The organism is Citrobacter sp. Cf136, from assembly GCF_030333815.1.
GTDB lineage: Bacteria > Pseudomonadota > Gammaproteobacteria > Enterobacterales > Enterobacteriaceae > Citrobacter > Citrobacter freundii.
Genome location: NZ_JAOWFE010000032.1, coordinates 1,153,299 through 1,167,264, shown reverse-complemented (window position 1 = coordinate 1,167,264; position 13,966 = coordinate 1,153,299). Strand labels below are relative to the sequence as shown.

Genomic DNA, 13,966 nt, shown 5'->3' with positions numbered 1-13,966 from the left:
GATCGCTGGCAATATGCAGCGGAACGGGATGCGGCATAATTCGCTTTTTTTGACAGAAAGCGATCTTTTACCGGCAAACCCTGCAACTACCAATGTTAATTGCCGGGCAATAAAAGGTTGCGGATGCTTATTTCTTCTGCACTGCCGCAACGGGCTCTGGTGGCTGGTAATTGTCAATATGATTGGCAACACCCAGCAGGATCACGGAGACGGCGAGAACAATCCAACCTGTTAATTCAATAAGACGATTCATTACTGATGACATTTGCTTTGATTTATCCATAAACACAGGCTGCAAATGTTACTAATCTCTCATTAATACAGCAAGATGGTTGGGAACGATTTCTCCCTCTTTTTCGCTGCAAGTTAAGCATAAGTGGCATATGTTTGACTTAAGTTAAAAACAACCTTTGTAGCGCGAAGGTTATTAAACTATTGAGACGTTGCAAGGTATGGTGTGAAATAGGTCAGTCCTGAATTGAGAGGCAATAACATGAGTGACAACATCCGCGTTGGGCTAATTGGCTATGGTTATGCCAGTAAAACCTTCCATGCCCCCCTGATTGTGGGCACGCCGGGCCTGGAACTGGTTGCAGTTTCCAGTAGTGATGAAGCAAAAGTGAAGGCAGACTGGCCTACGGTGGCGGTTGTTGCTGAGCCTAAGCATCTTTTTAACGATCCAAATATCGACCTGATTGTGATCCCCACGCCTAATGACACACACTTTCCATTAGCGAAAGCTGCGCTGGAAGCGGGCAAACATGTGGTTGTTGATAAGCCTTTTACTGTGACACTGTCACAAGCTCGTGAGCTGGATACGCTGGCGCGCAGCCTCGGGCGCGTGCTGTCTGTGTTCCATAACCGTCGCTGGGACAGTGATTTTCTGACGCTGAAAGCTCTGCTGGCGGATGGTGTTTTGGGAGAGGTGGCGTATTTCGAATCCCATTTCGATCGTTTCCGCCCGCAGGTTCGTGACCGTTGGCGTGAACAGGGCGGTCCGGGAAGCGGTATCTGGTACGATTTAGCACCGCATCTTTTGGATCAGGCGATTAATCTGTTTGGTTTGCCCGTCAGCCTGACGGTAGACCTGGCCCAGTTGCGTCCGGGCGCGCAGGCGACGGATTACTTCCATGCCATCCTGACGTATCCGCAGCGTCGTGTGATCCTGCATGGCACCATGCTCGCTGCCGCAGAATCGGCCCGTTATATTGTGCACGGATCGCGTGGCAGCTATGTGAAGTATGGTCTTGACCCGCAGGAAGAGCGCCTGAAAAATGGCGAGCGACTGCCACAGGAAGACTGGGGTTATGATATGCGTGATGGCGTTTTGACGCGAATAGAAGGCGAAGAGCAGGTTGAAGAAACCTGGCTTACTGTACCAGGCAACTATCCGACGTACTATGCTGGCATTCGTGATGCGTTAAACGGTAACGGTGAAAACCCGGTACCGGCGAGACAGGCTATCCAAATTATGGAGCTGATTGAGCTGGGTATCGAATCTGCGAAACATCGTTCGACGCTGTGCCTTGCTTGATTGGACTAATGCCGGATGGAGATGCTCAGGCATTTTATCCGGCCTACAATGAAAACCAACGTAGGCCGGATAAGCGTTAGCGCCATTCAGCACTTTACCCGTTACGCTGCGCCGACTTTCTCGCGCAAGGCTCGTTTTTCTTCGTTACTCAGGAATGCCATTTCCAGACCGTTGATTTGCGCCTGGCGGATCTGTTCGCGCGTTAGGCCTGCAGCTGGTGCGGCAATGGTGTACTCGTGAATAATATCCACACCCTGAACAGCCGGGTCGTCCGTATTCAAACTGGCAATAACGCCATGCTCAAGGAACGTTTTCAGCGGATGGTTCGCTAGTGAGGCAACGGTGCTGGTCTGAATGTTTGATGTCAGGCAGGATTCGATGCCGATACGATGCTCGGCGAGGTAATCCATCAACGCACGATCTTCAACGGCTTTAACGCCGTGACCAATACGCTCAGCGCCCAGCTCTTTAATAGCCTGCCAGATGCTTTCTGGTCCCGCGGCTTCGCCCGCATGCACGGTAATATGCCAGCCGGCGTCGCGTGCCTGGTTGAAATGGGACAGGAACAGACTGCCAGGGAATCCCAGTTCGTCACCGGCTAGATCCAGTGCCGTAATATGATCTCGGTGGGCTAACAGCGCATCCAGTTCCTGCAGACAGGCGGCTTCGCCAAAAGTACGGCTCATAATGCCAATTAAGCGTGCTTCGACGCCAAAGGTCTTGCAGCCCTCGCGCACGCCTGCGATGACGGCTTCAACCACACCTGCCACCGGGAGTTGATGCGCCATCGCCATATAGCCTGGTGAAAAACGTAATTCTACATAGTGCAGACTGTTACGTGCTGCATCCTCAATATTTTCAAATGCCACGCGGCGACAGGCATCCAGCGAGGCCAGTACCTTCACGCCCCAGTCGAGCTTGGATAAAAAACTCACTAAATCTGGCTCAGTGGATGTCACTTGCACATGAGGGATCAGCGTTTCCAACGTTTGTGCCGGGAGCGTTAAATTGAACTGACGACCCAGATCCAGAATCGTTTGGGCACGGATGTTACCATCAAGGTGGCGATGGACGTCGGTCAAGGGGAGGGAAGTATCAATCATGGTCGCACTCGTGTATTTAGGTAAAGTGCGTCGTATTATAAGAAAAAATCGGGATAAAAATCTATGTTGCGCAATGAATAATTTCATTGCGCAAACTTTATTAGCGTACAGAACGTATGCCGTTAATCAACCCCTGAACGCCTTTTTCAAGTTTGGATCGTGGACATCCGGCATTCAGGCGCACAAAACCGCGTCCTTCTTCGCCGTATGTGTATCCGGGCATGATGGCGACTTTCTGCTGGTGGATGAGCGCTTCCTGCAATGCGTGGTCATCAATGTTGAGCGGACGCAGGTCAATCCATGCCAGATAGGTGGATTGCGGAACCTGCCAGTTCAGTTCGGGGAATGCGGCATTAAGCTCGCGGGCGACGTAATGCAAATTGCTGGTAAGGTAATCCCGCAGCGCATCAAGCCAGCTTGCTCCCTGATGATAGGCGGCAATATGTGCGCTCAGCGCGAGCACTGCTGGTGAGGAAAGACCATCGCGACCTTTTAATGCGCAGAGATAATCGTTACGGCTTTGAGCGTCTTCAATAATTCCGTAAGCCCCGGTCAGTGCCGGAATATTAAAACTTTTTGAACCGGAAGTGAGCAGCGCCCAGCTGTCACGCGCGACATTACTCCAGGGGATATGTGGGTGATCCCCCCAGACCATATCCATATGGATCTCATCGGAAATAACTTTTACACCATGGCGCTGACACAGTTCTGCCATGGTTTCCAGCTCATCACGCGTCCACACTTTGCCCGTCGGATTTTGTGGGCTACAGAGCAGAAGAATTTTGCTCTCTGGACGAGACAGGGCATTCTCCAGCGCGGCCATGTCGCAGTACCAACAGTCAGTGCGTTTTTCCAGTTCGACAGCGCGCACCACGCGCTGATTACCTTCAATTGCTTTGTAAAACGCGTCGTACGCCGGCGTATGAATCACCACCGCATCACCCGCAGAAGACCACTGGCGGATCAGCTCCGATACCATATAGATAACCGAGGGGCCATAAACCAGCGACTGAGGATCGATTTGGGTATTATGACGCGATAGAAACCAGTGACTAATCGCCGCAAGAAATTCATCATTTTTCCAGCGACTGTAACCCAACACGCCATGTGACAGGCGCTGAGTCAGCGCCTCCAGAATACAGGGTGCGGTGGCAAAATCCATATCGGAGATGGTGAATGGCAGCAGGTCGGCTGAACCAAAACGGTCGGCAACGTAATCCCACTGAGTACACCAGGTACCATGCCTGTCCACAACCTTTGAAAAATCAAACATGTCATTGTCCTTAAGCTTGTACGGTGTTCATCAGAACTGCGATCTCGTCTTTCACTGACTGGACCTGTGGGCCAATAACGACCTGAAGATTATGCTGATTGAGTTGCACTACGCCAATGGCGCGATTGTCCTTCAGTGCCTGTACATTCACAAGAGACATATCCTTCACTGACAAACGCAGACGGGTAATACAGTTATCCAAGCTAACGATGTTTTCCGCACCGCCAAGCGCCGACAGAATGGCAGGGACGTTGTAACCGGATTTACCCGGCGCTCCAGCCATTACTTTTTCGATATTGCTGGCAATTTCGACGTCTCGACCTGGTGTCTTCAAATTGAAGCGTGTGATGGCGAAACGGAAGATGACGTAGTACACCGCGAACCAGATCGCCGCCACAACAGGGACCAGATACCACTTGGTAGAGAGTCCATGCAGGATGCCGAACACCACGAAGTCAATCAGGTTACCGTCGGTGTTACCGATGGTGACGCCAAGCACTGCCATCACAGTGAAGCCAAGACCGGTCAGCAGGGCGTGGATCACATACAGAACTGGGGCAACGAACAGGAATAAGAACTCAAGGGGCTCGGTGGTACCGCCGATCACACAGGCAATAAGACCGGAAATTAATAACCCTTTAATTTTATGACGATTTTCAGGGCGAGCACAGTGGTACATAGCGAGCGCTGCCCCCGGTAAACCACCAAGGAACGCAGGCATTTTGCCCTGCGACAGGAAGCGGGTTGCGCTTTCAGAGAAACCTTGTGTTGTCGGGCAGCTCAGTTGGGCCTGGAAAATAGTCAGTGCGCCGCTCACGCTGTGACCGCAGACTTCTTGCGTGCCGCCAGCCTCGGTGAAGCGAATGAGCGCCACCAGAATATGATGCAGACCAAACGGCAGCAGCAGACGTTCGCCGGTACCAAACAGCATTGGGCCAAATTCTCCCGCGCTGTTGATGATGTGGCCGAGCCCGGTAATGCCCATAGCGAAAACCGGCCAGATCAGGGGAATTACCAGCCCGACCAGCCCCATCACCACCGAGGAGATGATAGGCACAAAGCGGGTGCCGCCGAAGAAAGCCAGCGCATCCGGCAGACGAATGTTGTGGAAACGTTCATGCAGCATCCAGACGATGATCCCGGCAATAACAGCACCGAGGATCCCAGTATCGATCGACTGGATCCCCAGGATATTCTGCACGTTGTTGGCCTTCAGGATCGCGGCATCCGTGGTAGGTAAGATACCTTTCGCGGTTAACCAGAAGTTGACGGCAAGGTTCATGACCGCATAACCAACAAAACCGGCAAATGCCGCTACGCCTTTGTTCTCGCGAGCAAGGCCGAGAGGTATGGCAATACAGAACATCACCGGTAAGAAACTAAACGCAAATGAGCCTACTTTGCTCATCCAGGTAAAGATGGCCTGCAGTACCGGATTACCCAATGCCGGGATCAGTGTTAAGACATCATGGCTGCTTAACGAGCTGCCGATCCCCAACATGATCCCGCAAAATGAGAGTAGCGCTACGGGGAGCATGAAGGTTTTGCCCAACTGCTGGAAAAATTCCCATAACGTTATTTTTGGTGTAGTTCTCGTCGTCATCAAACGACTCCTCGTAAAAGCTAGCTGACTAATGATGGCGAGAAGATAAAACGTTTTACCTAATTTTAGTGCGGTATAAATCACATTATCGAACGATAATAGGGCGTATAAATATAAGTGATTGATAAAACGTTTTATCCGTCACGTTATCAGGGAGTTTTCCGTTTTTATGGCTATAGCCAAAAAAATAACCATCCATGATGTTGCGCTGGCCGCGGGCGTTTCGGTCAGTACTGTCTCATTGGTGCTTAGTGGAAAAGGTCGTATTTCATCCGCGACAGGCGAACGCGTGAATGCCGCTATTGAGCAACTCGGGTTTGTGCGTAATCGCCAGGCATCGGCGCTGCGTGGCGGGCAGAGCGGGGTAATTGGTTTGATTGTGCGCGATCTTTCTACGCCGTTTTACGCCGAGTTGACGGCGGGACTGACGGAAGCATTAGAAACGCAGGGGCGCATGGTCTTTTTATTACATGGTGGCAAAGATGGCGAACAGCTCGCGCAGCGTTTCGCTATGTTGCTAAATCAAGGGGTTGATGGTGTGGTGATCGCCGGGGCTGCCGGCAGTAGCGACGACCTACAACAACTGGCCGCCGATAAGGGGATACCGGTGGTGTTTGCTTCTCGGGCAGGCTACCTGGATGATGTCGACACCGTCAGACCTGACAACATGCAGGCTTCGCAATTGCTGGTTGAACATCTTATCCGCCACGGGCATCAGCGAATAGCGTGGTTGGGGGGGCAGAGTTCCTCATTGACTCGCGCAGAGCGTGTCGGCGGCTATTGTACGACGTTGCTAAAGTATGGTTTACCGTTTCATAGCGACTGGGTGCTGGAGTGTTCATCCAGCCAGAAGCAGGCCGCAGAGGAGGTAACCGCGCTGTTACGTCGTAACCCAACGATCAGCGCAGTGGTGTGCTACAACGAAACCATTGCCGTTGGCGCCTGGTTTGGCCTGATGAGAGCGGGGCGTCAGAGTGGTGAAATTGGCGTAGATCGCTATTTCGAACAGCAGATCTCCTTAGCGGGATTTGCCGATGTAGCGGAAAATGCACTGGACGATATCCCCATTATTTGGGCCTGCACGCCTGCGCGTGAAATGGGATATACCCTTGCTGAGCGCATGCTGCAGCGCATTGGGCACGATGATGGTCATTCGCGTAACCTGACGCTTTCCGCTCGTCTGGTGGTGGCCAAATAAAAAAGGCCCGATAAACACACGGTTATCGGGCCTTTTGTCACGCGTATTTACTGTTGCGGGATAGCCGGGGCATCCGGTTCGCCGAGAGAAGGCATACCGAACATGCCAACAAACTCATCCAGCGGCATTTTTTGTCCGTTTAACGTAACCTGTCCGTTTGCGTATTGCAGGCTGGAGCCGATGACGTTGTCCTGCATCGTTGTAATTCGGAACATCTGACCCATTGCCGCCAGGCCATTCACCTGTTGCTTCGCAAGATCGGCCGCTTGCTCCTGCTGATAGCCTTCAATTTTGGCGATCTGCGTCATGAACTCAGTCGCCATATCGACCGGAATCGTCAGCTTGGCATCCAGTGATTTGACCGAACGATCCACTTCCTGAGCCAGCGTTTGTGGTTCCTCAGTATTTGCTGTCGGATCTTTTAGCAGCAGTGACAGATTAAATGCGGTTTCACCTTTCGCATTTTTCCAGCTCAGCGGGGCAATGGTGATAACCGGCTCGCCTTTCATCAGTATCGGCAGCGCATTGAAGAAAGCTTCGGTGACTTTTTGCTGATAAAGCTCAGGATTTTGTACCACATCGATCTGCGCCATCAGCGCCTTGGTTTGGGCGCTATACTGCTGGCTGAACTGATGCAGGGCTTCACCGTCAATCTGGGCAACTTTCAGCGTCAGCTTACCGCTACCCATATCCTGGCCCTGTAATTTAAGGCTGTTCAGCGTGTAATCCAGCTGGCTGTTGACAGTTTTACCGTCGTTAACCAGATCTGATTTGCCATCGATACCCATGCCCTCCAGAACCGCCAACTCTTTACCCTCGACCGAGATCGACAGTTTTTCGAGTGACAATTTCTGGTCGCCGATGCGCTCACCAAAGCTGGCAATACTGCTGGAACCCTCAGTCTTCAGATTATTGAAAGTCATTTGTACTTTCTGGTCATACTCGTTGACAGCATTGACCACGCCGCTTTGCGCATTGCCTGTCAGCGAGACAGCGTTACCTTCTTTGTCTGCTGTAAACTGGAATTCCCCGCCGCTGAAGGCTACTTTTTCGTCGCCTTTCTCGTAGTTCAGTGGTTTAAGGGAAAGATCGGAACGGGTATCGCCGCTGTAGCTGATACGGGAGTTAATGACAAATGGCGACTCACCCTTGGCAATATCAAACAGCGGTTTGGTAACGTCGTTATTCACCAGCGTCGTTTTCACGGAGGCCATAGCCGGAACCAGATTCAGTGACTTCAGTTGGGCCAGTGGGAAGGGGCCGTGATCCACCGTTTCATCCAGGACAATACTTTGCCCCGGTTTCAGCCAGGAATCTGCCTGCCCGGCTATTGGTTTCACCACCAATTGCAGTTGGCTATTGAACACCCCGCGCTGGTAGTTTTGATAACTCAGTTCAATACCCGCCTCAGGGGAGAAACGTTTTAACTGATCGTTTGCCTGCGTCACCATCTCGGCGAGATGCGTTTCGAGTTTCTTTCCTGTGTACCAGGCGCCGCCCGTCCAGACGATACCCAGCGCAACCACCACACCCGCAGCTACCAGCGATTTTTTCATTTTGATATCCATAAAATAAAACCAGGCGTTTGAAGACGCCTGGAGGAGTGACATGTCTTTAACTTACTACAGCTTAGCAAGAGTTGTTAAAAATATCAGTATCTTGCTAAAGCTTGTTATAAACCCGGGCTAAACGACCTGCGCCACTGATGTTAACCGGAGATTCATTCGCGCCAATAAAGGCCGATTCACCCGGTCGCAGAACCAGACGTTGCTCGCCTTTGCTCAGTACAGCTTCACCTTCTATGCAGAACAAAATGGCCGCACTTTGCTGGCTGATATCTGCGCCACTGGTAGTAAGCTCATGCAGGGAGAACGCAAAATCGTCAACCGGGATCGGGAAATCCAGTTCGCCATCAGACTTAACCGGCGTGGTCAGTAACTGGTTTGCTGGCTTGGCGACAAACTGCACGTTGGCGACCAGTTCCGGGATATCAATATATTTTGGCGTCAGTCCGGCACGCAGCACGTTGTCCGAGTTAGCCATCACCTCAAGCGCCACACCTTGCAGGTAAGCATGCGGGGTTTCGGCAAATAAGAACATAGCTTCGCCTGGATTGAGTTTCACCACATTGAGCAGCAGCGGGGAGAAGAGCCCACTGTCGTTCGGGTAGACGTCGGCGATCAGACGGATGGTTTGCCAGGGTTCACCCTGCTGGCTGTTCAGCGCTGATTTCAGGATCGCCAACGCATGGGATTTCTCCTCATCCTGCATATTCAGCAAGCTGGCGAAAAGATAGCTCAGACGTTCTGCACTCGGCTCTTCCAGGAAATGCGCAATAGCCGGATGTGCGGCGGAGACGGGTTGTAACAATGCAACAATGTCAGAGAACTCGCGGAATGCGTTCATCGCCAGGAAAGGCGTCAAAGCAAAAACCAGTTCCGGTTTGTGGTTAGGATCTTTGTAGTTGCGCTCAGCCGCATCCATCGGGATCCCTGCGGCGTTTTCTTTGGCAAATCCAATTTCAGAGTTGTGCTTGTTAGGATGAACCTGAATCGAAAGCGGTTGTGCAGCGCAGAGCACTTTAAACAGGAAGGGCAGCTCACCAAAACGCTGCGCAACGGCATCGCCCAGCAGTGCGGATTTATCGTGCTCGATAACGTCGCGCAGAGCAACCGTCTGGCCGTCAGCGCCCAGAACCTGCGAACTGCTTTTCGGATGCGCACCCATCCACAGCTCAGCCATTGGTTGCTGAGTGGGGTTGGCAATGCCATAGAGTTCCGTTAACGCCGTTTTACTTCCCCAGGCGTAGTTTTGCACTGAGTTGATGAGTTTTTGCATTATCAAGCCCTGTTTCAATGTGGAATTTTCTACGGCTATTAAACCAAGAAACCCTGAGGGAAGTAACCTGCACATGTAAAAAGTCGTACTTGTCTCAGTTTTTGTTAAAAAAATGTGTAGGATATGGAGACTCGCTTTTAATACCCTGAGTGATTCCGGTTGCAGACAGCCCTTCCTTCTACAACCGGATCTGCGGCAGGGAAGCAGGGCAACGGAACATCTGCCCAGAGAATAACCAGACCGAGCAGTAAGTGAGAGCACAATGTCAAACAAACCCTTTCATTATCAGCATCCTTTCCCCCTCAAAAAGGATGATACCGAATACTATCTGCTGACCAGCGACTATGTCTCTGTTGCCGAATTTGAAGGGCAGGAGATTGTTAAAGTCGCGCCACAAGCTTTAACCCTGCTAGCTCGTCAGGCCTTTCATGATGCGTCGTTTATGCTGCGTCCCGCACATCAACAGCAGGTAGCCGATATTCTGCGCGACCCGGAGGCCAGCGAAAACGACAAGTATGTGGCCCTGCAATTTCTGCGTAACTCTGACATCGCGGCAAAAGGCATTTTGCCGACCTGTCAGGACACCGGAACCGCAATTATCGTGGGTAAAAAAGGTCAGCGTGTCTGGACCGGTGGTGGCGATGAGGAGGCGCTGGCTCGAGGCGTCTATAACACCTACATCGAAGACAACCTGCGCTATTCACAAAACGCAGCGCTGGATATGTATAAAGAGGTGAACACCGGCACCAACCTGCCAGCACAGATTGATTTGTATACCGTCGACGGCGATGAATACAAATTCCTGTGTATTGCCAAAGGTGGCGGTTCGGCGAACAAAACCTATCTGTACCAGGAAACCAAAGCACTGCTCACGCCGGGCAAATTAAAAAATTACCTGGTTGAAAAGATGCGTACGCTGGGTACTGCGGCTTGTCCGCCGTATCACATTGCGTTTGTGATCGGCGGAACGTCAGCGGAAGCTACGCTGAAAACGGTGAAACTGGCTTCGGCTAAATACTACGATGAGCTGCCGACCGAAGGTAACGAACATGGGCAGGCATTCCGTGATGTGGAGCTGGAAAAAGAGCTGCTGATTGAAGCGCAGAATTTGGGGCTGGGCGCGCAGTTTGGCGGGAAGTACTTCGCGCATGATATCCGCGTGATCCGCCTGCCGCGTCACGGCGCGTCGTGTCCGGTTGGTATGGGCGTCTCTTGTTCTGCTGACCGTAATATCAAAGCCAAAATCAACCGTGAAGGTATCTGGATCGAAAAACTGGAACATAATCCCGGTAAGTACATTCCAGAAGAGTTGCGTCAGGCGGGAGAGGGCGAAGCGGTACGCGTTGACCTCAATCGTCCGATGAAAGAGATCCTGGCTCAGCTGTCGCAGTATCCGGTCTCTACGCGTTTGTCACTCAACGGTACAATCATCGTTGGCCGAGATATTGCGCATGCGAAACTGAAAGAACGTCTGGATAACGGTGAAAGTTTGCCGCAGTATGTTAAAGATCACCCGATCTATTACGCCGGTCCGGCAAAAACACCGGAAGGTTACGCTTCGGGTTCGCTTGGCCCAACCACGGCCGGACGTATGGACTCGTATGTTGACCAGCTTCAGTCTGCAGGCGGGAGCATGATTATGTTGGCGAAAGGCAACCGTAGCCAGCAGGTGACCGATGCTTGCCATAAACATGGCGGCTTCTATTTAGGCAGTATTGGCGGCCCTGCCGCGGTGCTGGCCCAGGGCAGTATCAAGAGTCTGGAGTGCGTGGAATACCCGGAACTCGGGATGGAAGCCATCTGGAAAATTGAAGTGGAAGATTTCCCGGCGTTTATCCTGGTGGATGACAAAGGCAATGATTTCTTCCAGCAAATTCAGACGTCGCAGTGCGCACGCTGCGTTAAGTAACGTCAACCGCCCTTCGGGGCGGTTTTTTTTACCGCACGAACCACCAAACGACAGTTTTATCCTCGTTAATACTCATAAGACCAACGCAAGTGGGCAATGTCGAAACATAACCTAATCAATTGTTAATGTAAGGAGCAGGTAATGGTAACGGTACGCCGCGAGAATGATTCAATGGGGGCGATTGATGTTCCTGCCGATAAGCTTTGGGGCGCGCAAACCCAACGTTCACTGGAACATTTTCGTATCTCTACGGAGAAAATGCCGGTCTCGTTGATCCATGCGCTGGCGCTGACGAAACGCGCCGCAGCAAAGGTTAACCAGGATCTTGGGCTGCTGGCTGAGGATAAAGCCAGGGCTATTATGCAGGCTGCAGATGAGGTGTTGGCAGATAAACACCGCGATGAGTTCCCGCTGGCCATCTGGCAAACTGGGTCCGGCACGCAAAGCAATATGAACATGAACGAGGTGTTGGCAAACCGGGCCAGCGAGTTGCTGGGCGGCGTGCGGGGGATGGAGCGAAAAGTACACCCCAACGATGATGTCAATAAAAGCCAAAGCTCGAACGATGTCTTCCCGACCGCAATGCACGTTGCCGCACTGCTGGCGCTGCGTAAATCACTGATCCCTCAATTAAATGTGTTGACCAAAACGCTCAGTGATAAGTCCCACGCTTTCGCCGATATCGTTAAAATTGGTCGTACACATCTGCAAGATGCAACTCCACTTACGCTTGGCCAGGAGATTTCCGGCTGGGTAGCAATGCTAGAACATAACCTCAGACACATTGAAAACAGCTTACCGCACGTGGCAGAGCTGGCGTTGGGGGGAACCGCGGTAGGTACCGGACTGAACACTCATCCCGAATACGCCCGCCGGGTTGCGGATGAACTGCGGGTCATCACCTGTGCGCCGTTCGTTACCGCACCGAATAAATTTGAAGCGCTCGCCACCTGCGATGCCCTGGTTCATGCTCACGGCGCGCTAAAAGGACTGGCAGCGTCGCTGATGAAAATCGCCAACGATGTACGCTGGCTGGCATCCGGTCCCCGGTGTGGTATTGGCGAAATTTCAATTCCGGAAAACGAACCGGGCAGCTCGATCATGCCGGGCAAGGTCAATCCAACCCAGTGTGAAGCGCTGACTATGCTTTGCTGCCAGGTGATGGGCAACGATGTTGCCATCAACATGGGCGGGGCGTCAGGTAACTTTGAGCTCAACGTTTATCGACCAATGGTCATCCACAACTTCCTGCAATCGGTACGCCTGCTGGCGGACGGTATGGAAAGCTTCAATGAACATTGCGCGACGGGGATTGAGCCTAATCGTGAACGAATCGATCAACTGCTCAACGAGTCGCTAATGCTGGTGACCGCGCTCAATACCCATATCGGTTACGATAAAGCGGCTGAAATTGCCAAAAAAGCCCATAAAGAAGGGTTGACCTTAAAAGCCTCCGCTCTGGCGCTGGGATATCTAACCGAAGCGGAGTTCGACAGCTGGGTACGCCCGGAGCTGATGGTTGGCAGCATGCGGCCAGGCAGTTAATCCGCAACGTACAGGTGCAGCCGGGGAATAATCAATCTCAACGGCTGCGCCTGAGGTTTAAAACGATGCTGAACGTTTTCGGCATCGTAATTAAGTAACTCGCCGATATCCGGTACGGTCATACCGTTGTCGTTATTAAGCAAAGCAATCAGCGGCGTCGGGCAGGCATATTGCACCTGTTTTTGCTCTCCTTTGTACCAGACACGGGCTATAGGCTGCACTTTTACCGGCCTTTTGATCTTCAGGCGGGCCTGCTGCGGTAAGGCGGCGATATCCTGATATTCGCGTTCAAGCTTCGCCTGCCATTCTTCACGTGTCCAGGGATGTACGCTGCGCGGTGACGTCAGGCTTTTTTCCAGTTGCTGCAGTACTTCATCGCGTTTCAGGTTTTTAATGATGTGCTTATTAGCCCAGCCAAATCGTAGGGTGGCAGGATCGCGGACTACGGTTAGCGTGCGATAGGCATTCAGAGTAATCAGCCCCGGCAGATGACGATGCACCCATTCGAAACGTGCTGCCGGCGCCAGCCCTGATTCCACTGTAACAATGCGCTCGAAGGTGGTTTTCAACTGGTTTATACGCTGGATTTGTTCTTCCAGAGTACATTGCGCCGCGTTATCAACCTGATAGCACAATACACCCGGTAGGCGGACGGCCGCTTTGCTGCTGCGGTTTTCGGACTGCTGCTGAATAAACAGGTGACGGTAATGGAGCAGTGCCAGCGCTTCAGCCTCTTTGCCTAAATGCTGCTTAACATTAATGCTCTGCAGAGGGGCATGCTCTGCCTCTTTAACCACTTCCGGTAACGAGAATACGCGCGCAATCAGCAGCGTCTGCTGCAACAGGTTTTCGTTCAAAAGTGCCAGTTCTTGTTCCATCTGGCGAAAGGTGCCGTTCAGGCGGTCAACAAGATCGTAACGGGCCATAGGTTTACCATTTTAGTTACAACATACTTTTTTATAG

11 protein-coding genes are annotated in these 13,966 nt (G+C 52.0%); 4 read left to right on the top strand and 7 right to left on the bottom strand.

Annotation, left to right across the window (positions count from 1 at the left end; all coding sequences use genetic code 11):
* Positions 1-127: 127 nt before the first annotated feature.
* The gene (gene blr, locus OGV98_RS09955; protein WP_003029134.1) at positions 128-253 is read right to left on the bottom strand and encodes a division septum protein Blr; all 126 of its coding nucleotides are present in this window, start codon (positions 251-253) and stop codon (positions 128-130) included.
* A 240-nt stretch (positions 254-493) separates the two neighbouring features.
* On the opposite strand from blr, the gene OGV98_RS09950 reads away from it, so the two are divergent.
* Entirely contained in the window at positions 494-1,534 is a 1,041-nt protein-coding gene (locus OGV98_RS09950) for an oxidoreductase (RefSeq protein ID WP_286551370.1), read from the top strand.
* A gap of 101 nt (positions 1,535-1,635) precedes the next feature.
* Here OGV98_RS09950 and add read toward each other — a convergent pair whose 3' ends face one another.
* From add to malX, 3 genes are all read right to left on the bottom strand, one after another.
* Positions 1,636-2,637: an adenosine deaminase gene (add, locus tag OGV98_RS09945; RefSeq protein WP_044699889.1), complete on the bottom strand. Its 1,002-nt coding sequence runs from the start codon at positions 2,635-2,637 to the stop codon at positions 1,636-1,638.
* A gap of 100 nt (positions 2,638-2,737) precedes the next feature.
* Complete coding sequence (locus OGV98_RS09940; protein ID WP_202580475.1) at positions 2,738-3,910, bottom strand: MalY/PatB family protein; 1,173 nt, start codon at positions 3,908-3,910, stop codon at positions 2,738-2,740.
* Positions 3,911-3,920: 10 nt separating this feature from the next.
* A complete protein-coding gene (gene malX, locus OGV98_RS09935; RefSeq protein WP_003836411.1) occupies positions 3,921-5,513 on the bottom strand; it encodes a maltose/glucose-specific PTS transporter subunit IIBC in 1,593 nt (530 codons plus the stop codon).
* Positions 5,514-5,682: 169 nt separating this feature from the next.
* Between malX and OGV98_RS09930 the strand changes: the two genes are divergently transcribed.
* Positions 5,683-6,711 (top strand): Mal regulon transcriptional regulator MalI, encoded by a 1,029-nt coding sequence (locus OGV98_RS09930; protein ID WP_202580474.1) that lies wholly within the window; start codon positions 5,683-5,685, stop codon positions 6,709-6,711.
* 47 nt (positions 6,712-6,758) lie between these two features.
* Here OGV98_RS09930 and OGV98_RS09925 read toward each other — a convergent pair whose 3' ends face one another.
* Together OGV98_RS09925 and manA are read right to left on the bottom strand one after the other, a co-directional pair.
* Complete coding sequence (locus OGV98_RS09925; protein WP_003028973.1) at positions 6,759-8,267, bottom strand: YdgA family protein; 1,509 nt, start codon at positions 8,265-8,267, stop codon at positions 6,759-6,761.
* Positions 8,268-8,373: 106 nt separating this feature from the next.
* On the bottom strand, positions 8,374-9,549 hold the full coding sequence (gene manA / locus OGV98_RS09920) for a mannose-6-phosphate isomerase (RefSeq protein ID WP_032949235.1): 1,176 nt from the start codon (positions 9,547-9,549) through the stop codon (positions 8,374-8,376).
* A 262-nt stretch (positions 9,550-9,811) separates the two neighbouring features.
* Between manA and fumB the strand changes: the two genes are divergently transcribed.
* Both fumB and fumC read left to right on the top strand, forming a co-directional pair.
* A complete protein-coding gene (gene fumB, locus OGV98_RS09915; RefSeq protein ID WP_044699883.1) occupies positions 9,812-11,458 on the top strand; it encodes a class I fumarate hydratase in 1,647 nt (548 codons plus the stop codon).
* A gap of 141 nt (positions 11,459-11,599) precedes the next feature.
* Positions 11,600-13,003: a class II fumarate hydratase gene (gene fumC / locus OGV98_RS09910; RefSeq protein WP_003028966.1), complete on the top strand. Its 1,404-nt coding sequence runs from the start codon at positions 11,600-11,602 to the stop codon at positions 13,001-13,003.
* On the opposite strand, the gene tus is transcribed toward fumC, so the two are convergent.
* Positions 13,000-13,929, bottom strand: a complete 930-nt coding sequence (gene tus / locus OGV98_RS09905; protein WP_044699878.1) for a DNA replication terminus site-binding protein — start codon at positions 13,927-13,929, stop codon at positions 13,000-13,002. The genes fumC and tus overlap by 4 nt on opposite strands.
* Positions 13,930-13,966 lie beyond the last annotated feature (37 nt).